Annotated in this window: 24 protein-coding genes; 10 read left to right on the forward strand and 14 right to left on the reverse strand. The window is 47.4% G+C overall.

Annotation, left to right across the window (positions count from 1 at the left end; translation table 11 throughout):
• Positions 1 to 45 precede the first annotated feature (45 nt).
• From GBK04_RS11655 to GBK04_RS11680, 6 genes are all read right to left on the reverse strand, one after another.
• Positions 46 to 1,731, reverse strand: a complete 1,686-nt coding sequence (locus tag GBK04_RS11655; protein WP_152759846.1) for a tetratricopeptide repeat protein — start codon at positions 1,729 to 1,731, stop codon at positions 46 to 48.
• The gene (locus tag GBK04_RS11660; RefSeq protein ID WP_152759848.1) at positions 1,715 to 3,010 is read right to left on the reverse strand and encodes a hypothetical protein; all 1,296 of its coding nucleotides are present in this window, start codon (positions 3,008 to 3,010) and stop codon (positions 1,715 to 1,717) included. Before GBK04_RS11660 ends, GBK04_RS11655 begins: the two co-directional genes overlap by 17 nt.
• Positions 3,011 to 3,198: 188 nt before the next feature.
• A complete protein-coding gene (locus tag GBK04_RS11665; protein ID WP_152759850.1) occupies positions 3,199 to 4,458 on the reverse strand; it encodes an alkaline phosphatase family protein in 1,260 nt (419 codons plus the stop codon).
• Between the two features lie 138 nt (positions 4,459 to 4,596).
• Entirely contained in the window at positions 4,597 to 5,553 is a 957-nt protein-coding gene (locus GBK04_RS11670; protein WP_152759852.1) for a fasciclin domain-containing protein, read from the reverse strand.
• A 305-nt stretch (positions 5,554 to 5,858) separates the two neighbouring features.
• Positions 5,859 to 7,130, reverse strand: a complete 1,272-nt coding sequence (locus tag GBK04_RS11675) for an SGNH/GDSL hydrolase family protein (RefSeq protein ID WP_152759854.1) — start codon at positions 7,128 to 7,130, stop codon at positions 5,859 to 5,861.
• Positions 7,111 to 8,439 carry a rhamnogalacturonidase gene (locus GBK04_RS11680; RefSeq protein ID WP_152759856.1) on the reverse strand — a complete coding sequence of 443 codons (1,329 nt, stop codon included), beginning with the start codon at positions 8,437 to 8,439 and terminating at the stop codon, positions 7,111 to 7,113. Before GBK04_RS11680 ends, GBK04_RS11675 begins: the two co-directional genes overlap by 20 nt.
• A gap of 146 nt (positions 8,440 to 8,585) precedes the next feature.
• On the opposite strand from GBK04_RS11680, the gene GBK04_RS11685 reads away from it, so the two are divergent.
• Both GBK04_RS11685 and GBK04_RS11690 read left to right on the forward strand, forming a co-directional pair.
• A complete protein-coding gene (locus GBK04_RS11685) occupies positions 8,586 to 8,789 on the forward strand; it encodes a DUF8507 family protein (protein ID WP_152759858.1) in 204 nt (67 codons plus the stop codon).
• A 5-nt stretch (positions 8,790 to 8,794) separates the two neighbouring features.
• The gene (locus GBK04_RS11690) at positions 8,795 to 9,202 is read left to right on the forward strand and encodes a putative toxin-antitoxin system toxin component, PIN family (RefSeq protein WP_152759860.1); all 408 of its coding nucleotides are present in this window, start codon (positions 8,795 to 8,797) and stop codon (positions 9,200 to 9,202) included.
• Positions 9,203 to 9,299: 97 nt separating this feature from the next.
• Here the strand turns inward: GBK04_RS11690 and GBK04_RS11695 are convergent, their stop codons facing one another.
• Positions 9,300 to 10,187 (reverse strand): hypothetical protein, encoded by an 888-nt coding sequence (locus GBK04_RS11695; protein ID WP_152759862.1) that lies wholly within the window; start codon positions 10,185 to 10,187, stop codon positions 9,300 to 9,302.
• A gap of 659 nt (positions 10,188 to 10,846) precedes the next feature.
• Here GBK04_RS11695 and GBK04_RS11700 point away from each other — a divergent pair.
• Positions 10,847 to 11,809: an NAD(P)-dependent alcohol dehydrogenase gene (locus GBK04_RS11700; protein ID WP_152759864.1), complete on the forward strand. Its 963-nt coding sequence runs from the start codon at positions 10,847 to 10,849 to the stop codon at positions 11,807 to 11,809.
• Between the two features lie 41 nt (positions 11,810 to 11,850).
• Here GBK04_RS11700 and GBK04_RS11705 read toward each other — a convergent pair whose 3' ends face one another.
• Together GBK04_RS11705 and GBK04_RS11710 are read right to left on the reverse strand one after the other, a co-directional pair.
• On the reverse strand, positions 11,851 to 12,465 hold the full coding sequence (locus tag GBK04_RS11705; RefSeq protein WP_152759866.1) for a PDDEXK family nuclease: 615 nt from the start codon (positions 12,463 to 12,465) through the stop codon (positions 11,851 to 11,853).
• 125 nt (positions 12,466 to 12,590) lie between these two features.
• The gene (locus tag GBK04_RS11710) at positions 12,591 to 13,598 is read right to left on the reverse strand and encodes a helix-turn-helix transcriptional regulator (protein WP_152759868.1); all 1,008 of its coding nucleotides are present in this window, start codon (positions 13,596 to 13,598) and stop codon (positions 12,591 to 12,593) included.
• Positions 13,599 to 14,226: 628 nt separating this feature from the next.
• Between GBK04_RS11710 and GBK04_RS11715 the strand changes: the two genes are divergently transcribed.
• The gene (locus GBK04_RS11715) at positions 14,227 to 15,333 is read left to right on the forward strand and encodes a slipin family protein (protein WP_152759870.1); all 1,107 of its coding nucleotides are present in this window, start codon (positions 14,227 to 14,229) and stop codon (positions 15,331 to 15,333) included.
• A gap of 78 nt (positions 15,334 to 15,411) precedes the next feature.
• Positions 15,412 to 16,947 (forward strand): RtcB family protein, encoded by a 1,536-nt coding sequence (locus GBK04_RS11720; RefSeq protein WP_152759872.1) that lies wholly within the window; start codon positions 15,412 to 15,414, stop codon positions 16,945 to 16,947.
• Positions 16,948 to 17,088: 141 nt separating this feature from the next.
• Here GBK04_RS11720 and GBK04_RS11725 read toward each other — a convergent pair whose 3' ends face one another.
• Both GBK04_RS11725 and GBK04_RS11730 read right to left on the reverse strand, forming a co-directional pair.
• The gene (locus tag GBK04_RS11725; RefSeq protein ID WP_152759874.1) at positions 17,089 to 17,847 is read right to left on the reverse strand and encodes a response regulator; all 759 of its coding nucleotides are present in this window, start codon (positions 17,845 to 17,847) and stop codon (positions 17,089 to 17,091) included.
• 9 nt (positions 17,848 to 17,856) lie between these two features.
• Positions 17,857 to 19,614 carry a sensor histidine kinase gene (locus GBK04_RS11730; protein WP_373330909.1) on the reverse strand — a complete coding sequence of 586 codons (1,758 nt, stop codon included), beginning with the start codon at positions 19,612 to 19,614 and terminating at the stop codon, positions 17,857 to 17,859.
• A gap of 298 nt (positions 19,615 to 19,912) precedes the next feature.
• Between GBK04_RS11730 and GBK04_RS11735 the strand changes: the two genes are divergently transcribed.
• The 5 genes from GBK04_RS11735 to GBK04_RS11755 all read left to right on the forward strand — a co-directional run bounded on the left by GBK04_RS11735 (position 19,913) and on the right by GBK04_RS11755 (position 23,807).
• Positions 19,913 to 20,149, forward strand: a complete 237-nt coding sequence (locus tag GBK04_RS11735; protein ID WP_152759878.1) for a hypothetical protein — start codon at positions 19,913 to 19,915, stop codon at positions 20,147 to 20,149.
• A 178-nt stretch (positions 20,150 to 20,327) separates the two neighbouring features.
• Entirely contained in the window at positions 20,328 to 20,606 is a 279-nt protein-coding gene (locus tag GBK04_RS11740) for a hypothetical protein (RefSeq protein WP_152759880.1), read from the forward strand.
• A 211-nt stretch (positions 20,607 to 20,817) separates the two neighbouring features.
• Positions 20,818 to 21,252 carry a hypothetical protein gene (locus tag GBK04_RS11745; RefSeq protein ID WP_152759882.1) on the forward strand — a complete coding sequence of 145 codons (435 nt, stop codon included), beginning with the start codon at positions 20,818 to 20,820 and terminating at the stop codon, positions 21,250 to 21,252.
• 600 nt (positions 21,253 to 21,852) lie between these two features.
• Positions 21,853 to 22,566 (forward strand): tetratricopeptide repeat protein, encoded by a 714-nt coding sequence (locus GBK04_RS11750; protein ID WP_152759884.1) that lies wholly within the window; start codon positions 21,853 to 21,855, stop codon positions 22,564 to 22,566.
• Positions 22,567 to 22,829: 263 nt separating this feature from the next.
• Positions 22,830 to 23,807 carry a hypothetical protein gene (locus GBK04_RS11755; RefSeq protein WP_152759886.1) on the forward strand — a complete coding sequence of 326 codons (978 nt, stop codon included), beginning with the start codon at positions 22,830 to 22,832 and terminating at the stop codon, positions 23,805 to 23,807.
• Positions 23,808 to 24,047: 240 nt separating this feature from the next.
• Here GBK04_RS11755 and GBK04_RS11760 read toward each other — a convergent pair whose 3' ends face one another.
• The 3 genes from GBK04_RS11760 to GBK04_RS30565 form a co-directional block, all read right to left on the reverse strand.
• Positions 24,048 to 25,043, reverse strand: a complete 996-nt coding sequence (locus tag GBK04_RS11760) for an amidohydrolase family protein (RefSeq protein ID WP_152759888.1) — start codon at positions 25,041 to 25,043, stop codon at positions 24,048 to 24,050.
• Between the two features lie 104 nt (positions 25,044 to 25,147).
• The gene (locus GBK04_RS30560; protein ID WP_373330910.1) at positions 25,148 to 25,351 is read right to left on the reverse strand and encodes a ribosomal maturation YjgA family protein; all 204 of its coding nucleotides are present in this window, start codon (positions 25,349 to 25,351) and stop codon (positions 25,148 to 25,150) included.
• Entirely contained in the window at positions 25,309 to 25,500 is a 192-nt protein-coding gene (locus GBK04_RS30565; RefSeq protein ID WP_373331494.1) for a hypothetical protein, read from the reverse strand. Before GBK04_RS30565 ends, GBK04_RS30560 begins: the two co-directional genes overlap by 43 nt.
• Between the last annotated feature and the right edge of the window lie 13 nt (positions 25,501 to 25,513).

The following is a 25,513-nucleotide window of genomic DNA, read 5'->3' on the forward strand; positions in this document are numbered from 1 at the left end:
AAGCTGCTTATATGATGGATCATTCTGCAAATGATATGAGAAAAATTAAGAATGTACATTAGTGGACTGACCCTCTGAGATTTTGATTTTTACTTGCTGAATAGCTTCTTTTAACATTTCATATTTTTGTTTCGAATTATCAGGAATTATGTGAATTGCCCTAACAAACATTCGCAAGGCTTCATTGAATTGATTTTGCTCTTCCTTTACTCTTCCTATATGATAATAAGTCCCAGCCATCTGATCGTATTGCTTTGAAGCTATGTAGCAATTCAAAGCAGATTCAAAATTTTTTATTGCCAGAACCCATTCTTTCTTTTTTTCATAATTTATTCCAATATGGTGATAAGTACTTCCCAACTCATTAATTTGCCCTGTGTCTTGCTTCCATTTCAGAGCATTTTGATAATGTTTTAAAGCTATGTCATGGTCTTTCAAGCTTTCATAAACTCTTCCAATATGATGGTATGTACTTCCTATTTCATGATCTTGATTTGTCTCAATTTTCCATTTCAAAGCCTCATTAAAGTTTGTCAATGCCAAATCCCAAATATTTTGACTTTCGTATAATCTCCCAATTTGATGATAGCTACCGCCTAACTGAAAGTATTGTTTTGATACCTGATTCCAGTAAATTGCTTTAAGATAACTTTCCAGTGCTTGATTCCAATCTTGCTTTTGATGAAATACCATTCCAATTTGATGAAAGGTTCCACCAATAAATTCTAATTGAAATGTTTTTTCATTCCAATCAAGTGCTTTGCTATAATTCATTAAGGCATTTACCCAATCACCTTGCATTTCATAGACTGATCCAATTTGATGGTATGTATTGCCTATATTTATTAAATCCTTTTGCTCTATAATATTATTCAAAACTCTCTTGTATAGAACAATAGCCCTATCAAACTTTTTGAATTTTAAATTTAAGGTGCCATAATCATATATTAATTTAGTTAAAATATTTTCCTTTTCTTCTATTTGCTCCAATAATCCAATAGCCTTATCATAGTATCTGCAAGAATTTTCAAAATCAAAATACTTTGCATACTCCTCTGCTAGAAGGCTATATAAATTTATTCGTTCCTGCGTTGTACGCGACTTATCAGAATCTTTCAATGGCAAGCTTTCTAATTTCGCTTCCAAACTTCTAATGTATTCTTCACGTTCGGGTAGTCTGGCAGAAAACTCGGGAACAGATTCTTTTTCAAAAATTACCTCCTCGTAAACCTCCTCCTGCTTAAACTCAAAATAATACGTCACCCAACTCCAAAAATCGGGAGCCTGTCGCTGCAGCTGCACGAAGAAATCATGATCGCCCCACAGAATTGTGAGGTAGTTGGGCTTTCGGAAAACAACTTCCCGTTCGTAGTTTAACTGAGCAATCATGCCCGAATCAATGATTTTCCCATCCTCAGAAGCCAGGCGGCTGTTTTCCAAACCGAAAACGTTGACGCAAAAGGTAATGGGGGGAGAATAGAGAACTTTGGCGGGAAGATGTTCTTGCAGAGCTTTATGAAGCGATACTACTTTGAAGGGCGTTAAGTCGATATCGTAAAACTGGTATTCGGGTAGTTTTGCTTTGAGTCGTTCCACCATTTTCCGTTGCAGTCTATAGTCGCTCGCGCTCATCAGGACGATGTTCGGCTCGGTGCGTTGCTGTAGCACAAACTGCGCTTCTTCCAGCAGTTCGGCGTTGTGGGCTTTATTTTGCTCAAAGTTCTCCGCCATCTCGCATGAATTTTTCTAAAATCGGATTGATCCTGATCGAACGGATACCATTGTATTTCAAAAGCAACAGACCATACAACATTTCCTTTACTTTGGCGTCGGCAGGTTCGTAATCGTTGCTTTTCAGTACATCAATGTAGGTTTTGTCAATGCTCTCCCGCATCGTGTTACCAATCTCCTTTACCACATTTTCAACTACCTCGGTCGTAATTTTCCGCTCACCCCGGGTTTTTCGGATAGCAGCGTTCACTACCCGAAACAATTGCCGAATGCAGCCGCCCGAATAATGAATGCAGGCATTCAACGCTTCCCAGTTCTCAAAAAACGTAGCGAAGTCGATACGTTTGGTAATGATGTCGCATAAGGCTTCCTTTGCTTTCGGCTCCTCCGTCTTGATCATGGGCACAATGTACTGGCTCGTGAACTTGATCGGCGACTTCTCGATCTGATAAAAAGCATCGATGCGCACACTCATGATCATATTGACATTCAGACTGATCAACACGCTGGCATCTTTTACAAATAACGTTTCGTACTTGTCGAATGTGATTTTCTCGGAACCATCTACCACAAACAAAATATCCTGGCCCAAACCCTTTTTAATGACATCTTCCCGAATATCCGACAGGTAATCGTTGAAGAGCTGAATCAGTCGGAGTAAGTTCTTGCGGGTAGTTTGCCGGATCGTTCGGGACGTTTTAGTTTCACTACCCAAAATGTTTTTCAGCAACCCACCCACTTTGAAGATACTGAGAAAGTTAAGTTCCAATCCTACTTTACCCTCCAATTCATCTTTATAAGTCTCGCTGATTTCCTTTTTTATTTCCTCATCACTTAGAAATAGGCTAGACAACTCTTCGAGAGACTTGGACTTGCGGGTAACTCCTTCTTCGTCCAGTCTTTGCAACAGTTTTGATATAAGCAGTACATAAAAATCCTCGGCTTCAAATCGTGAAATTTCGAGCTCTTCTTCAATACTAATGAAAATAGAAAAGTACTCCTTTGGCTTATTCAACTGATGGTGGAGGCGTGTCAATTCGACGGTCTTACCCGAACCAATGTGACCGGAAAAAATGAGTTTTACGTATTCGTGGGTGGTAGTTAATGTTCCGTCTGAACTGATTCCCAAGTCGAACTTGATGTCGCGCAAATATTCCTTACCGCGTATCTCGTCGAGGTCCACATAAAGGTCACTCTCGAAGATATTCTCCTCGAATGTAGGCTCGGTCACGGCTCTGGCCTCAAACGGATTGCTGACGGGGTAATTGAATTTGGGCATTTGAAATCGTAAACTTTTGAAAGTTGGATAAGTAAGAAAATATGCGCTAAATCCCTGAGCCAAGTTATTCTTGCTAAGTTACCTACACAGCTCAATTAAAAAAAATACGCTAACCGAGGAATACCTACCACAAGCTACCTTAAATCGCCTGCGGGGTAATCGGTTAGCGTCGTGTGTAAAGGTACCCCTTACTCCACCACCCAGGTATTCAACGCATTATCCGGCCCTTCCAGCACAATCTTATAAAACTTCGAGGGTACTTTCGAGACATCGAGCCGGGCTTTTTCGTCGGTGAGGGGTACTTCAGCCATCAGCAGATAGCGATCCCGGCCGCCCTCCTTGAATTGATTGGTCGTAGTGAGCCAGATCTTGGCTTTTCCGGCTTTGGCTACTGATTTCCAGGTCAGGTTGATGTGGTTGTCGCTTTTGGTGGCAGAAAGTTGCTGCGCCGAAAGGGGGCCGGTCAGGGGTACCCCGTCAATCTCGAAGGCTTGTTCTTTGGGCAGGGTAATATCCAGATGCCGGGCCAGCGTGGGCATGATGTCTACGATTCCCGGCGTGGATATGTCTGGTGTAGAGGTAAACTGCACGTTGCGGTTTTTGGCGTTGGTGACCATCCAGGTACTGCGCTCCCGGTCCGATTGCCCGCCGTGCCCTTTGCCGGTTTTGGCGTCGCGACCGTGGTCGGTGGTGATGATGAACAGCCAATCCTCGGCAAAGTTTTTCTCCCGGAACTGAATGGCTTTCCACAGACGCCCCATCTGATCGTCCATGAGCCGGATGGCCTCGTGGAATTGCTCGCTGTCGCCGTAGCGGTGACCCATGTCATCCGTAAATTCCAGGTACACCCAGCTCAAATCCGGACCGTCGGACTGGACATAGGCGGCGGCTTCGTTGGTCACCTCCTCATCAATCGTGCGGATGTAGTGCTTCTCCTGGTCGTGGGGAAAATGGATCGTATCCAGCTCAAACCCATCGAATGGGTAGGTAATGCGCAGATGGCCGGTTTGAGGTAAGCCGTCGCCGACTAGCTTGGTGCGGTTGTCGAGCCAGGTCGAAAACACGGCGGTTTTCTTATGGGGGTACTGCTCATGCAGAAACCGGAAGATGGTCCAGTAGTGGTAGTTGGGGTCCTTGATGGCATTGTCGGGTACGTTGTGCTTATTGAACCAGGTACCCGTCAGCAGACTGTTGTACCCCACCGCCGAAATCGTGGGCGTCTGCGAGTAGGTACCCTTGTCGCCCCCAACATGGGCGCGGGTGTACCCGCCCACTGCGGCGATGACGTCCAGATTGGGCGTATCGATTTTCTCGATCACATCGCTGGAAATACCATCTACGATTACAAAGAGGGCTTTCTTTTGCCGGATTTGGGAAGAAGCCGAGTGAGCACCCGAGAGCAGGGCAATGCTCAACAGCAGGGCGCGACAGAGGTAGGAGAAACGCATAGCACTGGTTTTGAAATCCAGTACCAAAGGTAGCAGAATGTAGTTTGGCTATATCATGCAATACACTAATCGGAGGCAGGGAAGGTGAATTTTCATCGCCCCTGCCTCCGATAACTTCATTCATTAACCACTTTCTTCTCAGGGGAGCAAAACGCGGTCGATGATGTGTATGACTCCGTTGGTAGCCAGAATATCGGCTTTAACCACTTTGGAAGCCTGCGCATTTCCTTTACTGGTGACCGTCACACCATTACTGACATCCACGGCCAGTTTCCCACCCGACGCCGTATTGGCCTCTCCTTTGACCAGCGTAGGGCTGAAAGCACGGTCAGCAATGACATGGTTGAGGACGATACCCGCAAGCGTTGCCGCTGGGGCTGACTGGATGGAAGCAAGGGTCGGAAAACCAGCAGCGATGAATGCTTCATTGGTCGGCGCAAAAACAGTATAAACGTTTTTCGTCGAGGTGAGCGCACTGACTACAGCCGGGTTGCTCGCTGCGGCACGGGTAGCGGCAGCCACCAGGTACGTCAGGTTCGGATCGGCCTGGGCGATCTCCAGCAGGTTCTGGGTGGGTACCATCAGCACCCGATCAATCACATGGATCAAGCCGTTTTGGGCCTGCATATCGGCTTTGGTTACCCGGGCATTGTTGACCGACACTCCCGAATTGGCATCCAGTTTAGTAACATACACGTTGCCTCCTTGCAGAGTAGTCACCGCTTCGTTTTTACCCACGACTAGTTGCGAGGAAGGAACATTAAACCCAATCATGTGATACTGCAGTAGTGATTTTACAGTACTGGCGGGCAGTGCTTTTACCGCCGCCGCATCGGCAAATCCTGATGCCTGGAAGGCCGCGTTCGTAGGAGCAAACACGGTCACTGTGTTCAGGCGAAGATCCCTCGTCAATCCCGCGTATTCAACAGCGTCTTTTAAAATAGAAAAATCGCTATTCCCCGATAGTACATCTACCACAGTCTGGCTGGCTGGCCGGGGCGAAGTATTATCCGTACAAGCACCTATACATCCTGCCAGTAGCACTGCCATACCTACCCGCATGATGCTGCGCGTCCACTCACTTGCTTTTTTCATAAAAAATTACGTTGTTTTTGTGAATAATTGTATTGCTGAATCCACGGCGATTCCATATAGGTTCGGCAAAAAACAACCAGGCCTTAGTAATTTTCTTGAAATCCAATCAGAACTTCGTGGGGACGGTTGCTTTTTTTAACGCAGCGGATCAAACAAAAACGTCCCTAAAATAGTGTGCCATTTCCCAAAAGCGGGTTGCGGAGCACTATCCATTCAATTATTCGCCGCTGCAACCGCTCCAAGGTAGGCGGGTTGCACAGTGGGAGACAAGAAATGACGTGCTTAGGTACCTTTTTCCCCAGTTATCAGTCGACGGCCTGCCGCTCTAACGATACCTCTTTATCTAGTTTCATGCGGTTCAGGCTCTGCGCATAGTTGTCCAACTCATTTCCGGTCGGAACGTGGGTGAGGGGATTGTAAAATTCCAGACTCGATTGAATGAATTTCTTGTTGAACAGATCGAGCGCTTCGCTTTCGTTCAGGGCGGCGCGGTGCAGGGCGATGTCTTTCAGATCGAGAGTAGCAGCGGTGCCGCCGAAAAAGACCTGAGTTGGGGCAAATTGTTCCGCCACGCTACCCACCCGTTCGCCGTTTACAAACAGCGTGGTTTCCTGATTGGCGTAGCTGTGGCTCAGCACCACGTGCGTCCAGGCTTGCGGGTCCTGGGGGTAGGCTGTAGAAAGATTTTTGTAGCGAATCTCAGACCCGGTAATGTCGATAGCCTGCCGTTGCCCGTTGGCAACAAAACCGGCGAGGGTACCCTCAGCCGCCGCTTTGAACCGGAAACTCAGTGTAAATGAATGCAGGATACCCGTCAGGTCGAGCCGCAAGGGCATTTCGACTTTATGCTTATTCAGCAAGGTGGCATAGCTTTTATTCCAGTCGTAGGCCGGTGTTTTCTTGCCCTGCCGGATGGCCGCAAACAGCGACGGAACTAGGGCGTACGACATTTCGCGGTGACCGGCGGTGTTGGGATGCAGGGCATCGTTCCAGTAGCCCTCGACCCATTTTCCGGTCAGATCGTCGATGGTACCCAGCACGTTGACACTCGGGTAGGGCCAGGTATTGATCAGGCGATTCATGCGTTGGGTGGCTTCGTAGTGCGGCGCGCCGAAATTGTTATTGGCGTAGCAATTCACAATGACCGGCTGCATGCCCGCGCGATGCAGCGAATCGGCCAAAGCCAGCAACCGGCTGCGGTACTGCTCCAGAATCTGCTCCCGGCCGTTGTCGTCTTTTGGGTTCAGGATACCTTCGTTACCCAGCGATAAGCCGAGTACCACGATGTCGGGATCGGTAGGGTACAGCTTCTTGCCGAGGCGGTCTTCTTTCTCGACTTTCAAGGTATTGTCGCCGCCCGTAGAGGCGTTGAAGTACCGGAAGCGGGTGGTGTCGATGGCGCCGCTGTGGAAAAACTGCCAGGCGTAGCCGTGATTCTTTTCGGCGCCCGTGCCGTAGCATACCGATGAACCGAAAAATGTCACGTGGACGGGCTGGGCAAAGGCCGAACCGCCAAGGCAGACGAACAGGCCAATACGCAGGAACAAACTGACTTTTCTACTGAATCTTTTTTCCATTCACCACTACATTATTGAAAGTAAGGCCGTCGATGATGCTTTTGTCGTAGGCGGCATTTTTCGCTTCTACTTTTACGTCCTCAAACGTAAACTGGGACAGCTTATCGTATTCGGTGATGGCAATATCGAAGAAAATATCGCACTTCATATCGATGTTTTTCAGGGTGATGTGCTCCGAATAGGACAAAGGTACCTCCTTGCGGCCTTTCAGGTCGAAAAACTGGGTCCAGGGCTTGACGTAGATGAGGCTGTGAGCCTGGCCTTTGATGTTTTCTACGGTAATGTACTCGTACTTCTGCGGGGTGTCGGGCCGCATTTTGAGCCACAGTACCCGCATAGCCTCGTTGACGTGGCAATTCCGCATCACGATGTTTTTGTTGTGAATGGCTTCGCTGCCGCAGGTGAGGGCGGCGTGGCAGAAGCCAAACTCGCAATCCTCGATCAGGATATTCACGTTTTCGCCGTTGTTGGGATCAGTGTCGGCCCACGGACCTTTGCCGCCTTTCAGCGCGATGGCGTCGTCGTTGACCGACATGTAGCAGCCTTTCACCAGCACATTGGTACAGGCGTCAATATCGATGGCGTCGGTGCTGGGCGCTTTGACGGGGGCGTGGGGCGACGCAATGTGCAGGTCGAGAATCTTGACGTTGGTACATTGGTAGTAGTGGCTGGTCCAGAAGCCCGCGTTGTGCAGACTGACGTCCTGCACCTGCACGTCGTCACAGTTCCAGATGAACACCAGCCGCGGCCGCGACACTTCGAGGTTGGTGCATTGCGGGTTCTCCTTGCGCCGCTGCCAGAACGCCTCCCAGTATTTCAGGCCGTTGCCGTCGAGGGTACCCTTGCCCGAAATCGTGAAGCCATCGACCCCGTAGGCGTTGACCAGCGCCGGGAAGTAGTCGAGGCTCTGCCCTTCCATGCGCGAGGGCCGGCTGGGGTAGTCCGCAATGTCGTCCGAGCCTTTCAGTTTGGCTCCTTCGCCTACGTACAAATGCGTTTTGGGCTTGAAAAACAGCGCGCCGCTCACAAAGGTACCCTTCGGAATCACCACCACACCACCACCCTGCCGCGCCGCCTCATCGATGGTGCGCTGAATGACCTGCGTCTGCACCAGGGTACTGTCCCGCTTGGCCCCGAAGTCGGTGATGACGTACTGCTTGCCCAGGCCGCTCAGTTGTACCTTGCTGTAATCCAGAAACCAGCCGGACATGGGGGTACCGTCCGGGAAAACGTTTTTTTGGTTTGGCTGGGCTTGGGTAGCGGTGGTGAGGATGGTAAGGGCTAGGAGAATGAGTATTTTGTATTTCATGGGTATTTCAAGTTGGAGTATGTTTGACCACCAGCGGATGCCGGACGAGCGCCTCCCGCGCGGTTACAGACCGGCGATTGCGGGACAATAGTACCATTTGCAAAAATATGCTTAATTTCAGATCAGATTATAATATAAAGAAAACCATGACTGTATTACAAAAACCGCTTACAAATTTACAATTGGAGTTGCTTCAATTGTATAGCCTGAATTTGCCAGAGGAAGAGTTGTTAGCCGTAAAGCGTTTGCTTGCCAGGCATTTTGCTGACAAGGCTTCATCTGAGTTTGAAAAACTCTGGGACGACAACGGCTGGTCCAATGACACCATGAATGATTGGCTAACCGAGTAGTCAGGATGCGCGTAGTGCTTGATACGAATAGCTTATTGGTATGTATTGGGAAACGCTCCCAGTATCGCCCGATTTTTGATGCTTTGCTGGAAGGCAGCATTCAGCTACTGATTACGAACGACATACTAAATGAGTATGTCGAAAAATTAGAAGAAAAGACAAACACTGCAGTGGCGGAGAATACGTCTAATTTTCTGCTACGTTCTCCCGACGTGGAAAGGGTCGACATCTATTTCAATTGGTCGATCATCACCACCGATGTCGACGACAACAAGTTTGTTGACTGCGCATTGAACGGGAGAGCCGACTATCTGGTAACGGACGATAAGCACTACAATCTTCTGAAAGATACAGGATTCCCGCTGGTCAATGTCATCAGGACAAGAGATTTTCTGGATTTGGTAGCAAAGTAATCCAGCCGAAAGGTTCAAGCGGACGCCGCGCGGTTAAAAACTTGGATTATTTTAAACCACCAGTCGCAGACTGGCGGTAGCGGGGTAAATATTTTATTTAAAACAAATTATTTATTTTTTTTCCAATAGCGAATAGTACTAATAGCGACCCTACAAATATATAATATATAATTTGTCCCCAAGTAAAAAACAGCGAAATTTTAAAAAAATTACCTTCAACTAACCATGCCTCATATCCATTGAAAAACTCCTCATAATTGAATATAAAATAATTTTTTTCTGCATTTGTTAGTTTCCAAATAACATAACCCATTGAGATTCCAATAAAAATATAGTATATATATTTTGTCACATTAAAGTTAATCTCATCCTTATTTATTTTTTTTTGCTTTTCAATATGTAGAGTGGGAGGTAGTTCATCTATCGTTAATTTTAGAACAAAATCATCAATCATATCCTTTTCATCGAATTCAAAATTTTTATACTGGTGCTTATTCTCATCTGTGATTCCACGTTCTCTTTTGTACTTACTTTTAATATAATCTAAAACATTTCCTTTAAATAATATTCTAACTGAAAAATAATCTTTTGGGTTTAATAACAAAAATGAAATATTTATCAAATTACTATTTAAATCTTGCTTTAATTCAATGTTTCTTCCTGTTGGTGAAACATCAGAAATGCTAGCATCCATTAACTCAAACTCTTCATCAATTGACAATTTAATAGGTTCAATTAAATCTCTAATGGGTTTATTTCCATTATTTTCGAGTGTAAATTGCACTATATATAAGTCTTGAATTTCCCTTTCCTTATAAATAATTTTCAAATCTTTTTTAATTTCAGGCTCCACATTTTCAAATAGCTTTGAGAAATAGTCTAAATAAGCAAATAGTGAATTCTTTTTAATAGATTTTTTATAAAAAATCCAGCCTATGATAACAGACAAGATGCCACCAAAAATAAAGCTTACTATACTGTCCATAAATAGTTAAGATAAAAACAATTTATTATTTCTTTTGCTGCCGCCAGTCTGCGACTGGTGGCTAAAAATAAATACAGTCTTTGACTGTACTGTTCACTGGATCAATTCACTAACAAACTGCTCTCTCGCTGCCGCCAGTTTGAAACTGGTGGCTAAAAACAAATACAGTCTTAGACTGTAGCCCGCTACCGCCAGTCTGCGACCGCGCGGCGTCCGCTGGTGGTTCAATATAATCACAGTCTATGACTGTACATAACTTTAAATCAGCTCAATAGTCAGTAACCCTTTTTGGTCCGCATAGTCTCGGGCACTACTATACAAATACTCCCATGAATGCTCTACACAACCCGCTTTAACTAGATTTTCGTGAATTTAAGTGAGTTGGGGTACCTTAACTGATGTAATCACTCCTGGTTTCTATGGACTAAGCCGTTTTTCTTCAAATATACTTTTTTTGTGCCAAGTACTGGGTACCCTAGCAAGTCCAGCGTTCTGGCAAGCAACGGATTTCTTCTGTGTAGATAATCCTTATTGAATAGATTTGATAATAAGCCGTTTATCACATTTTGAGGTAGTTTCCTGATCAAATTACCCAACTTTCGGGAGCAAGAACGCGTGCTTTTCAGGCATGTCGCCGGCAAAAACGCAAACCATCCCCGATGAAAGCAATTGTGTATACTCACTACGGAGCCCCTGAGTCACTTACTCAGCAGGAGGTACCCACGCCCGTCCCCAAAGCCCATGAGGTACTAATACAAGTGGAGGCCGCCTCGGTCAATTCCTGGGATTGGGATTTGGTGACGGGCCGCCCCCGTATTTATCGGCTCATGTTCGGTCTGTTCAAGCCTAGGTACCCCATCATCGGCTCCGACATCGCCGGACGGGTGGAGGCGGCTGGAAAGGAGGTCACGCAATTCCGGCCGGGCGATGAGGTTTTTGGCGATATCTCCGGCAGCGGATTCGGAGCTTTCGCCGAGTATGCGTGCGCGCCTGCCCAGGTGCTGGCGCGCAAGGTACCCACTATGACTTTTGAGCAGGCCGCCGCTACCCCTCAGGCGGGGGTACTCGCTTTGCAGGGACTTCGGCAGGGGCAGCTCGCGGCCGGAAAGAAGGTGCTTATCAACGGGGCCGGTGGGGGCGTGGGTACCTTCGCGGTGCAGATGGCCAAAGTGGCCGGAGCGGAAGTAACGGGCGTCGACCGCGCCGACAAACTGGACCTGCTGCGCTCGCTCGGCGCGGATCATGTCATCGACTACCGGGAGCAGGACTTTACCAAAACCGGGCAAACCTACGACCTGATTCTGGACATGGTAACCCGCCATTCGGTTGCCGATTGTCGGCGAGCATTGAAGCCCGGGGGTCGCTACGTACTGATAGGCGGTTCAATCATGACTCTTCTACAGGCAGCTACCCTGGGAAGCTGGTCAAAGCCGGAAGGAAAGCAGATTGGCCTCCTGATGCATAAACCCAACCCAAAGGATCTGCACGAATTGAATCTACTTTTCGAGGCCGGTAGTGTTGTGCCAGTGATCGATAAAACCTATCCACTGCATGAAGTTTCGGAGGCAGTGCGCTATCTGGGCGAGGGAAATGCCCGTGGAAAAGTCGTCATAACGATTTAACCAACTCACTGCATCCCCCGCTCCCGCCAATTTGCAGCCCACTACTCAGATTCCGGCAAAATCCCCTCCTCTTCCAGAATCCTTTGCAGACAGAAAGCATACTCACCAAAGAGGGGTACCTCGTCGGTCCAGTTGTAGACTTCAAGGCGGTGGTTAGGGCGCATCAGAAGCGTTTTGCGGCTCGGGGTCAGAATCCAGGCAATGCCCTCCACGCCGAATTTCAGCAACTGCTCCGATTTTTGGAGGATGTAGTCCATATCTGAACCCACGGCCGGTTCAGCGGAGTAGTCTCTAGGATCTATTTTGATATCTACTTCAATGACGAAACGGGGTGGTACATCATTGTACTTCAAAGAGCGGGGGTCTTTCAGTTTACTTTTTTCTACGATGGCAATGTCATTGGCAAGGTTCTCCGCGCGGTCGAGATGAAGCCCGGCTTCGCTGGATTGCACCCAATAGTGGTTTTTGGGCAGGATGGTTTTCAAATAAAAGATCAGCGCCGACACAATGAGCGATTGAAAAACACTGCTTCCCATAATCTCGCTTTCATTTTTTAGTCCCAAAAGTATCTGGCGATAGCCCCGGCGGTAGTACTTCCGCCCGCCGAATTCTTCGTACAGCAGGGTTTCGGGAATTTGTCCGGTGATGGCTTCCATAGCGGTAGGTTGTTTTTCCAAATATACTTTTTTTCGGGCAAAGTACCCCTCAGGCTTTCCCGGACGGGGTACTTTGGTTGGTTGCACACCTTGCTTGGTATGTGAGCCTGCCTAAACCTCGATCACTACTCATAGACGGCCAGCGCCTCCTTCAATCGTCGTTTGATAATTTGTCGGAGCTTTTCGGGTTCGAGCACGATCAGGCCCTCGCCAAAGCCCAAGATCTCTTTTTCCAGCTCGTAGTTATGCTGCACTTTGAGTTGAATGACGACACCCTCGGCGTTTCGCTCCAGTACCTGCTGCGAATGGTGAAGCGGCTTGGTTTCGACATAAGGCGCATGAAGCTGGGCGACAAATAACTTCACTTTAATGGGCCGAAGGTTTCCACTCACCGTAACCCCGATGACGTCGCGGTAGTACTGTTCCGGGTCGATCAGTTGATTGGACAGGTATTCTTCGTAGGTGGGAGTAATGTCGATGATCCGGTCCAGCGCCAGATTTGTAATGTACCGTTGCTCCGTGCGCACGCCCACCGCAAACCAGCGATTTTTGAATTCTTTCAGCCACCACACGTGGAAGACGAAGGTCTGCGGGGCACGGGCCGAAAACGACTGGTAGGTCAGCTGAACTGCTTTCTTCTGCACCACGGCCTGGTACAAATCGTCGAGGAAATGAAGTCCTTTCAGGTTTTCGTTTTTCTCGAAATCAATGACGGGGGCCATTTTCCGGGCCGTCGAAAAAACGTGGTCTTCCAGCTTCTGCACCACTTCGTTGAGCGCCGTGAAGTGCGAAAAGCCCTTGAATTGCTTCAAAATCTCCACGGCTTCGTTCATTCGCGCCAGATCACCATCCGACAGCGGAATGTTCGTGATGCTGTAATGAGGGTCCTCGTAGGTGTAGTACTTCTTCTCACGGATGACGATGGGCGCAAAGTACCCCAGCTTATCGCTCCGCATCATCTGTATATCCGCCTGCACCGTGCGGCGGCTGATGCCTTTATCGATGCCCTCGTACTCATAAAGCGCTTCCGAAACCTTTTCGATCAGGTCGTCAAGGGTCCAGTTACGTTGCCGGTTGCGCAGACAGGCGTCGATGGTTTTGTAGCGGACGAGGGCGTTGCGGTTGGCGGGCATGGTCAGAAAGAAATGTTTTGCAGAAAAATAGAAAGTTTTTTCATCTGCGCAAAAACACTGCGCACTTAGCCCCAACCTTTGTAGCGACGAAAGCAACGTAGCCGAACCGGATGTGGGTTTCTGAATAGCCCCATAGTGTCGGAGTCGCTGACGGACGATATGCTGTCGGCTACGGATCGTTTATCGTCTCATGACCTGTGGGTTGGAGGTTCGAGTCCTCCTCTTGCTTCGGCAAGGTAGCTCAATCGGGTAGAGCAACAGACCAATGCGGGTTCGAATCCCGCTATCATCCTAAACAGATGATCCGTTGGAAGGCGAAGCAGGCCACTTCATAAAAAATGGCCACCAAGTAAAAAACCAGCAGATGCTACCCCGTAGCGTATCCGGCTTGCCGGGTACCCTATCATTGAGTCGACGCTCGTGGGCAGAGCGGGGTTAGCCGGGCCGGAAGGCCGCTTCTGGAAAAGCATTCAAGATCTGTATCGCCAACTACTTACACGTTGGCATCCGGTTCTGAACCCTTTTTCCGAATCCCTTTCCCGAAGGTTGTCGCCACCTGCCTCCGCGTAGGCTGAATGGGTAGCCTCTGGCTGGTTTATGTAGCAATTATTTTTTATCCATAATAACCATGAAAACTGTACGCATCCAGACCCAGGAAATTGGGTTATTGTTCAGAAACGGCGACTTCCATAAGGTACTTTTGCCGGGTAAGCACTGGATTTGGCCCAACGAAACGCTGTATTTCTACAAGCGGGGGGATTTACTGCAAAACCCGCCCCGTGATCTGACGGTACTGCTTTCGTACCCCGAAATTGCGGCCGAACTGGATGTGTTAGAGGTAAGAGATGGCGAAATCGCGTTGCAGTACGAGAACGAAATGTTCCGGGCGGTTCTCCAAAAAGGTCGCTGGGCCTACTGGAAAGGCGTTAAGAACTATCGGTACCAGATTCTGGACGTCACGCAATTGGCGATTCCGGCCGAAGTGGATCTTGCGTCCTTGATGCCGCAGCCGTTGAGTGCCTACGTGCGGACTACCACCGTCGAAGGTCACGACAAAGGGGTACTTTTCATCGACTGGAAATTCGATAGCGTGCTGGAACCCGGCGTGTACCATTGGTGGAAAAACAACACGCCCGTCCACGTGCTGAAAGTGGACACGCGCCGACAGCAAATGGAAATTTCGGGTCAGGAAATCCTGACGAAAGACAAAGCCACGATTCGGCTCAGCTTTTACGTGCAGTACCACGTCCGCGATGTCGTTAAGGCCCTGGTCGAGAACAAAGACTACGACAAGCAGCTGTACGTACAGATGCAGCTGGCCCTGCGGGCCTACATCGGCGGACTGACCCTGGACGAATTGCTGGACAAAAAGGCCGACATGGCCGAGGCCATTCTGCAGGTAACCGCCGCGAAAGCGGAGCAACTCGGCATCGAACTGAGTGGCGGCGGGGTACGCGACATTATCCTGCCGGGCGATATGCGCGACATCATGAACCAGGTATTGATGGCCGAAAAGAAAGCCCAGGCCAACATCATCATGCGTCGGGAAGAAACCGCCTCTACCCGCAGCCTGTTGAATACGGCCAAACTGATGGAGGACAACGAGATGCTGTGGAAGCTGAAGGAAATGGAGTACGTCGAAAAAATCGCCGAAAAAATCAACTCCATTTCGGTTTCCGGCAGCGGTCAGGTCATCGACCAGCTGAAGCAGATTTTTGTTTCGTCTAAAAACTAAAAAACCTGCCACCAAGCGCTCGAGGCAAAGGTACCCTGGTACCATTCTTTGGGTGCTTGGTGGTTAAACAATCTGATTATGGAAAATCCCGAAATTACTCTTGACGAGATATTGGTACTTGCGGCCATTCCCGACCACCTGCACGCCACTTTCCTGCGCGTAGCCAATGGGTTGGTCCAACGCGCCAACTACCCCAAAGAAAAAGCACTGGGCCTGCTGGCGCAGATGCTCCAGAATCCTAAAAAGTACGCCTATTCCAAAAACAAGGTCACTAATCTGGCCCGGGCTATTTATGACCTTAACAAACAGGGCATCGCCGTGCCGCTGAGCGAAGCCGGGGCAACCTACTTGCCGCCGGAGCCAACGCCCTACCCGCTTCAAGCCGACGGAAAGCAGGAAACAACGGCCTTTGACCTGCGGACGGAGCGCCTACCCTACGCCATTTTTGGCCGGGAGTATATCGAAGAAGGGGCCCTGCTGCAAATGGAAACGGCCGCGAGTCTGCCCATTTCGGTGGCCGGGGCGCTCATGCCCGACGCCCATCAGGGCTACGGCCTGCCCATTGGCGGGGTACTTGCCACGGAACCCAATACCGTAATTCCCTTCGCTGTGGGCGTCGATATCGCCTGCCGGATGTGCCTGTCTGTTTTCGACCTGTCGCCGGATTTCCTGAAGCGCGAACCACATTTACTAAAAAAGACGCTGGTCGAGAATACTAAGTTCGGCATGGGTGGCGAAGTGCGCGACAAGCACGACGAGAGCGTGATGGACTTGCCCGAATGGCAGGCTACCAAGATAATCCGTGACCTGAAAGACAAGGCCTATCGGCAGTTGGGTACCTCCGGCACGGGCAACCATTTTGCGGAGTGGGGCATTGTGGACGTATATGGCGAGCAGGCTACCAACGGCCTTGACCTGCCACCCGGGCAATATATGGCTTTGCTGTCGCATTCGGGTTCGCGGGGTTTTGGCGGGAATGTAGCCAACTACTACTCCAAACTGGCCATGCAGAAAACCCACCTGCCCAAACAGGCGGCGCACCTGGCCTGGCTCGACCTGAATACAGAGGAAGGTCAGGAGTACTGGATTGCGATGAATCTGGCGGGGGAGTATGCCTCGGCCAACCACCACGAAATCCACAACAAAATTGCCAAAGCCCTGCGCCAAAAACCGCTGACGATGATCGAAAACCACCACAACTTTGCCTGGAAGGAGCAACTGGCCGATGGCCGCGAGGTGATGGTGCACCGCAAGGGCGCTACCCCCGCCGGGCCCGATGTACTGGGTATTATCCCCGGCTCAATGACCAAACCCGGCTTTGTGGTACGGGGCCGGGGCCACGCTGATTCTATCAATTCGGCCTCGCACGGGGCCGGGCGGCTGATGTCACGGACCAAGGCACTCAACAGCATTACTCATGCACAGTTGAATAAAGCGTTACAGGAAGCCGATATTCAGCTCATCGGCGGCGACCTCGACGAGGCCCCGATGGTGTATAAAGACATCGAAACCGTCATCGCTGCGCAAAGTGAATTAGTGGAGGTACTGGCGAAGTTTACGCCCAAGATCGTGAGAATGGCGGATGCAAACCGGAAGGAGGGGCGGGAGGATTGAGGATAAGGCTACTATAGGTTTCTCCTCTAATCTGTTATGTTCAGTTACGCTTAGAAAGTAACATAGAGATTTTCTTATGTTACTTTTGGGGCTAAAAGTAAAATAAGGCCAGTGTACTTTGCCAAATCCATTTCATTTTAATTAACGCTTCTTTGGCGTTCTAACTATGGCAAGCTGCTGGATTAAACGTTTATAGTGAGCTTCCGGAAATTCGATTGGGAGATTATCTCTGCCTTTTAGATAAATTTTACCTTTTTCAATGTGCTCAACGTGGTCAAGGTTAACCAGTAACGATCGGGAAAGATTGTAAAAATTGGGAGCTGTGAAAAATTGAGCCATATAACCCAGGTTCATTGCATAAGCCCTTTCTTTCGACTCGCCTACCATATACATTTCGACATAAGCTCTATCCGCTTTTAAATAAAGTACGTCATCTTTCCGTATTTTTGAATACCCGCGCCCATTCTTAACTGGTAAATATAAACTATCCGATAAAAATGGATCGGCGGAGTTTGCAAACGAGGCCTGATAGTTATAGTAGGCTAGTTCAATTTGAATTACAAGCTCCTCATTCCGAAATGGTTTAAGCAAATACGCTGCCGGCTGTGTTTGCTTGGCACGATCAATAGTGGGTTTTTCAGAATACCCGGTCAGATATATGATGGGCGTAGGGGTTGTTGCCAAAATGTGATGGGCAATATCGATACCATCCTCGGGAGAATGTTCTAAACGGATATCAATCAAAATTATATCAGGAGGGGTATTCCTTATTGCAGTCAGGGTAGAAGATTTGTTACGGACAATATCGGTTACCACATGACCTCCTTTTTCCAATGTTTCTTTGATATCATGAGCGATCACGATATCGTCTTCGATGATCAGAATTTTAAGTGCTTTCATGTGTCTAAACTATACTGGCTTGCCTCGAAATTGAAAGGATTGAATGAGATTAAATTTCATATCGAATTGAAAATAGCCTTTGGTTTCCATCCTATAGGTACCAAACAATTGCTCTACCTGCATTTGAATTAAGCGCAATCCAAAAGATCTAACAGGCGGGTTTGTTCTGGTAAAACCAGGTCCGTTATCGGTAAAACCTAGATGAAATGTCTTCTGCACGATTTGGGCAGAAATTTGAAGTGCAGGCTTTGGATTATCTGGAAACGCATATTTACAGGCATTCGTAATCAATTCATTGATGATCAAACCAATCCGCATCATATGATCAACTGGTAGCTTCACGTTGGGTTCAATATGGTATGCGACTTCAACTTGCTCCTGATTAAATGCTCGCAGTACCAAATCTACCAGTTCAGCGACAAAATCGGCCACGTTGACATTAACCACATCTTCGCCATCATATAGTTTCCGTTGGAGCAAACTCATTACTTCGATCCGGCGTTGACTGTCCTCGACGGCATTCCTGGCACTATCATCATCGAGTCCATTCACCTGCAATCTTAAAAGACTTGATATCAGCTGCAAATTATTTTTTACGCGGTGATTTTGTTCCTGCACCAAGGTTTCATTCTGTTGGCTCAATCGCTCGTTCTTTTTGGAAGTACGGTACAAAACGATACTTGTTCCGACAGTAACTGAAAGTAATGCCAGCAGAATAAGTAAAGACCAGTTTTGTACTTGTAGTTTCTGTTTACTTAACAGCAGCTCTCTCTCCTTAGCTTCAATCAGTATTTTTTTCTTTTTTGCCTCATACTTTGCCTCATACGCAATAGTCAACCTGCTGACAGCACCATTTCGGTCAGCGGTCATTTGATCTCTCTCATTGGCGCGTACCTTTAGTGACTGCTCAAATGCCTTTTGCCACTTCCCTTTTTGCCTGTAATATTCCATGTATAGGCTATTGAAATCCATTTCTGCTTTAAATGCCCTGATTTTCATTGCATTATATAATGCATTTGCCTTTTGTAACAGTGGATAGGCTTTATCAGGCTGGTTAAATTGCAGATAGGTATAAGCAAGTTGCTGGCTGGTGGCGATCTGTCCAAAAGTATTGTTACGTGCTGCATGCATTTTCAATGCAACCTGATAATGATAGAATGCCCGGGGATTATGCTGGAACCCGTAAATCTTGCCTAACTGTCCGCTCATGCCTGCAATTGAAACCGAATCCTTCAATTCGTATGCTATTTTTGTAGCCAGTTTGCAATAGTAAAATACACTATCCTGTAACGGATGTGTACCGTACCTGGCCAAACTATCGTGACAAACAGCCATATAGCCCTCGCTCATTTCCTGATAAGCAGACATAAGGCTTTTCCTGGTTCCCAATCTGGCATAAGCCAATGATATACGGGCATATTCGAGCTGCTTGACCATGTTCAATTGTTCCCGTTCCAACCAGGACAGCCGCCCGTAAATCCTACTGACCTTGTCAAATTGATGCTTTTGTTCGACAATTTGTAGGGATTGTATGAAATAGCTCTTTGCCTTTAAATAGTTCTTGGCATCTACATTTATTTTGCCATACAGGTAATAGACTTCGGCCAAAAGCAGCGTGTCTTTCTTTGCCAGGGCTTCACGTTCCACCTCTTTGGCATAATTCAGCTTATCCTGCTGCAAAGGTATACCGGCCTGAGGCTGAGCAATTGATAGGTCCGACACAGCCAGAAGTACCAGAAGCCAGATGCTGCTCTTGAAATGTATCATCGATATTGAAAATGATCTTACCCGGAAGGAGTAAACTGTAAAAATAGAGCTTTTCACCATATCAACTACCAAATTTACTGATAATGAGAAATTTAACTCAAATCAGGCTGAACTGGGAGAGAGCTGAATCGATCGTTTTTGAAGCCAGGCTGGTGTCCGGAAAGTAGATAGTGATATTGGGAAAGAAGATTGCCAAGTCTGTATGCCCGCCTTGGCGTCTGTTTGTGATTTTATTTAACATTGAATGAGTATAACCAAGAGAAACAAAAACCACTGAGCATATAGGTGTAAAACTCATATGAAAATTAAGACCACACTTTATCCTTTCCACCTCATCTTACTGGCACTGGCCATAGGTTGCAGCAAGAAAGACGATGTTGTTGATCCACGGGATCAGTTCGTGGGTACGTATAATGTTACCGTAACCGAAGGGCCACCTATGATGCGGACATTGAAAACTACCATCAAGTTTAGTAAATCCCAGTACTCAGACCAGTTGATCTTGTCCGACTTTTTATCCCTGAATCCAACCTAATTTGTATGAAAACTATACGTACTATCCTTTTAGTGTCCATTGGCACAAGCATATGGACAAATCTTGCTGCCCAAACCAACTCAATGGCTTATTCTCTATCGGAATTAGAATTAGTCAGCGAATCTGATGTCGCGAAGAACAAAGTAGTAGCAGAAAAAAAGGCTACAAACTGTTGCCCATGGCAAATCCGAATATACCTCTCTACAGTTATGCAATTTTCACCGATAAAGGGCCATGGAATATTCGATTTATGCGTATAGGACAGGCCAATTATCAGACGCCAAGTAAAGCTGAATTTGATGCGATAGCTAAGTCGTTAGTGAATCGCGGTTATAAATATACTGGATCAGAGGAAGACGTCAAAGAGTATGAAAGTGCTAAATATTACATGAATATGAGTGTAGTGAAAGAAAATAATGGAGTCTCATACCGGATCAATGTATTTATGAATAATTGAGTGCCTCACCGTGGCCTATGTCGCCTCCTTGCGTATGTCCACAAGTTGAGATCGGTCCGGTTGACTGATTGTCAATGATCTGGTTTTTTAGTGTATTTTTTTATAACTCTATGATAAATAGTCTTCTACGAAGACTGCTTAGGAGCGAGCAAACGACTTTACAGGTTAATTCATCTATCAATAATTAGAATTTATCTTACTAGCCAAAAACATGAGAAAAATTAAACCTTTGCCACGAATGATTACTTGCTTGATTCTAATTTTGCCTCTTAGGATTAATTCTACTTTTGCACAATGCAGTGAATTTACTATTTCAGACTATGAAAAAATGGTTGATATGCCATTTTCTGACTTAGGTAATTTTGTTTCAAAAAAAGGGTATGTAGCATATAATGATGAATTTTTTGTTGTTGCTTGTAAAAACGGAGAAAATAGCGTGAGTTCATATTTTGGTATAAAAAATAAAACTATAAATCTATTAGGCTACTCTTCTTTTAAAAAAGATAGTTTTGTAGAAAAATTAATCTCAAATGGCTATACCATACAGCAAGATTATTCCACTTTAGTATATGGCAATGAAAGGTATCTGGTCGAGATAGTCGATGAGAATAGTCGGTTCAATATTCGTATGAGAAAAGTAAATTAAATAAAGGATATAAGTTTGGCAGTGTAGTCCGCTTCGCCATTCCATCTTTCGGGCTACAGGTTGCTCGCCGAGCTTTAATGTTTTCAGCCCAACTGAGCAGGGGGCTAAAGGTGCTACGCCCCTCCTGCCAGTTGGGTGGCAGGCCCATCAAGTGCTTGTTTGCCAGCGTCTCGGCGACAGACCACACGCCCCAAAAGTGTGGCTTTTTTTGCTCGTTGGGCGGGTCGTGGCTGACAAGTCAACCGCCCTAGTCAGGCAGGTTTAGGTTTGCGGGCCATCGAGCTCGACCCCAAGGATGCCCGCGCCTACTGCAACCGGGGGGCAGCTATAATGAGCTGGGCCGCCAAGGAGATGCCGTGCGCGACTACACCAGGGCCATTCAGATCGATCCTAAAAATGCCGTTGCAAAATCAAATTTAGAAAATATGAGGAAGATGGCGGGCAATCGCACACCCTGACTTGTGGTCCGCAATCTGCCAACGATGATGCTGAGGCCAATGGAGCTTTGGAAAGGCACAAGATGCCGCAAGTAATTCGGCTAGTCCATTGCCTGAGTGAGCTTTACCATCATTTCCTCATTCGACCTAAAAAAGAAGAAACATGAAAAGAATTATAAGTCTATATGTATTTCTGATCTGGACAACTCCGCTCAAAGCCCAGACAGCCGATAATTACATTAATTCAGGAAACATAAAATATGAAAGTGGCAACATTTCAGGCGCGATTCAAGACTACACCAGGGCCATCCAGCTCGATCCCAAGGATGCCAAAGCCTACCTCAACCGGGGTGACAGCTATTACGAGCTGGGCCGCCACAAGGAGGCCGTGCGCGACTACACCAGGGCCATCGAGCTCGACCCCAAAGACGCCATCGCCTACTTCAACCGGGGGGTCAGCTATTACAAGCAAGGCCACCACGAGGAGGCCGTGCGCGATTACACCAGGGCCATCGAGCTCGATCCCAAGGATGCCCGCGCCTACCTCAACCGGGGGAACCGCTATGATGAGTTGGGCCGCCGAGAGGAGGCCGTGCGCGACTACACCAGGGCCATCCAACTCAAGCCTGACTATGCCAGCGCCTACCTCAACCGGGGGGTCAGCTATCACAAGCAAGGCCGCCGAGAGGAGGCCGTGCGCGACTACACCAGGGCCATCGAGCTCGATCCCAAGGATGCCAGCGCCTACTTCAACCGGGGGAACGGCTATGATGAGTTGGGCCGCCACGAGGAGGCCGTGCGCGACTACACCAGGGCCATCCAACTCAAGCCTGACTATGCCAAAGCCTACCTCAAAGGCCATTCAGATCGATCCTAATAATTCCGTTGCAAAATCGAATTTGGAAATTTTGAGGAAGAAGATGGCAGGCAATCGCACACCCTGACTTGTGGTCCCCACCCGTTAACACCGATTTGCGACCGGTGTTGGGTCGTTTCGCGTTCGCAATACGATGAGAGTATTAGTATTGCAAATGCGAGGGCACAGCATCGCGCGGCGAACCGTCCCGATTGCAAATCGGGACGGGCAGAGAAAGCAAAGCCTTGACGATACAATAATGCGTTAAACTAAATCATAGGACAATGGAAAATTTAAAATCCTTTCTCAGTCTTTGCTTGGGAGGAGCTATTCTTTGGCACGGTATAATTGTTTTTTTATCTGAAACTAAGCTTGTTGATATTTTTCAAGTACAACCAGCCCCAGGATACACTTGGGATATTGCTGATCCTGGTATAGATGACTTTCATTGGATGAGTACGCCTGAGGGAGTTCTTCCCTCACCGCCTTCCCCAGAAATGAGTGAAACTCATTATTTCTGGGAGAAAAACAAAGTAACATGGCGACCTGGAATGTTTCATCCAGAATTTAATGTAGTGGCTATAGAAGAAACTGGTAAATGGCGACCTTTGCCGGGTTATAAGTTTGCAAACGATAAGAATGGTGATCTCAATACTGTTTGGCAATCGGGCCTACTTCATCCAAACTTCAAAGTAGTTTCTGTCCAGCAAGAAGGTAGTTGGAAACCTTTACCGGGATATAAATTTGTGAACAATGATAATCTTGAGACTACTTGGGAACCCGGGCAGGTATATCCCGGATATAATGCCTGGGCGACAGAAAAAGAGGGGCTTTGGATGCCCGTTGTTGGATATAAATTTGTCATTGAGAATGGCTTATGGACTGATGTAGTTTGGAATCCAGGTCAAAAATATGATGAATTGAAAGTTCAGTCAGGTGAACAAAAAGATTCATACATACCTTATCCTGGTTATAAATTTGTAAATCCCGGTGTTGATTTAGAAGTTGCTTGGACACCCGGACTGCCACATTCTAATCCTGATTATGCAAACTATGTTGCTAGTAATTCAGAAGGCTCATGGGAATTAAGAACACAACCGGTGGAGCCAACTGCATCAGACTATTTTATGGGCTGGTTCGTTAAAGGGCTTGCAAGCGCGGGTATCAAAAAGGTATTCGGCGATAATCCAGTATCCGACGTACTATTAAGGGAAAGTACTAAGGACGGCTTGCGAGGTATAGGCGAGGTGCTTAAGAAATAGTAATTTCCCCCGCTAACACCGATTTACAATCGGTGTTGAGTCGTTTCTCGTTTGCAACGCGAATACTCTCATGCGCAGATCCCAGTTAACCCCAATTTGTAATTGGGAGTTGCATCCCATAGCGTTTGTAACGCGAACCATACACCTAAAATAATGCAAACTAATCTCCTAGCCGGCCAAACGTTCCATACAGCAAGATTTCCGGAATTCGTCCAGTGATGGCTTCCCTACAAATCACCCCTACCTGTACTTACTCTCATCCAACCTGAAAAACCGAACGGCATTATTGAATAGAATATCCCTTTTCTGGTCAAAGGACAGATAGTTGGCATTTTCTATGACCCCGATGGAGGTTTCGAGTAGCTTGGGCCAAATCATCAGGTCAGTGCCGTACAGTATTCTCTTACCGAATCCGGCCTGCACGAGGCTCTTTATGTAATCATTTACTTCAGCCAACGGATAACTCCATATCATGCCGGCAATGTCCACATAAACGTAGGCATTGGCCCCCATCAGGGCAATCATTTCGTCTGCCATGGGGTAGCCGGCGTGCATGACCCACACTTTGAGCTTCGGGTGACGGGCCAGCAGATCTTCGAGCAGCAGCGGGTTGCCCATCGAGGCCCGGTACTTTGGATTCGTAATATTGATGGTTCCGTTGCCCCCGGTTCCCATGTGAATCCCAACCGGAATATTCAATTTTTCGGCGGCAGCAAAATACGCATCCAGACTCATATCACTGGGCGACATACCCTGGTACTGAGGCGCCACCTCGCCCATGACCTTATAGAAGCCTGACGAAAGCGAATCGGTAAACGCCACCACCGACATTTGTTCTGAATTGCTGATTCCGATGCTTGGTATGACCCGGTTGGGAGCGGCTGCCTTTTGCCAGTTGCGGATAATGGTAGCGTCTCCGCTGGCCACAATGGTCATATTGAGCCGGTTCATGGTTTCGATCAGAGAATCCTGAAATTCCTGATCTGATTTGGCGGCCTTCAAAGGGCTGGCACATTCTGTACTGAAAAAGGCCGGCGCTTTTTCGTTGGGATCCCCTCCCGGCATGTTGCTCAAAAACCACGGACACAAATCTCCGATCTGTGAGGTTACTTTCATGGCATGTACGTGCACATCAATAATCGGCAGATGTTTTTGGGGGGTAGTTTGTCCGTAACCGGAAGCTGAAACACACCAAAAAAAGATGCTGCCAAAAAGGGCTTTGTAAATTGAATTCATGGGCTATACTATTTAAAAGTGATTCTATAAGTTGACACAACAAAGTTCAAAATCCGGCAGCATTGCATTATAACTTTTGATTTTCAAAAGGATCGGCTGTTCTCTCAAATATACCTTTTTAAAAATACATACTCCAGCCCCACGCCCAACAAGGTGCCTACGAAATAACAGACCAGATCACTCCAAAGAAACCCAAAGCCCAATACGAGTCCACCCAGTCGGGTACTTCGTAGGGTATTGATCCAGTCGGCCTGGTACAGTTGGCTTAATTCGATGCAGTAGCATACCAGTACGCACAGCGCCGCCACCCGCAGGAAAGGGGCTTTTGGCCAAATAAGCCAATCATGAAATAGATCATCAGGGCATAGAGCCCATCACCCAGATAGGGGTAGATCAGGGAAGGGATAAAAGAAGATCGGGAAGCAAGGCCCAGGCCGATGGTAGCTATGATCAACAAAAAATAGTGAATT

The sequence above is a fragment of the Salmonirosea aquatica genome (assembly GCF_009296315.1).
GTDB lineage: Bacteria > Bacteroidota > Bacteroidia > Cytophagales > Spirosomataceae > Salmonirosea > Salmonirosea aquatica.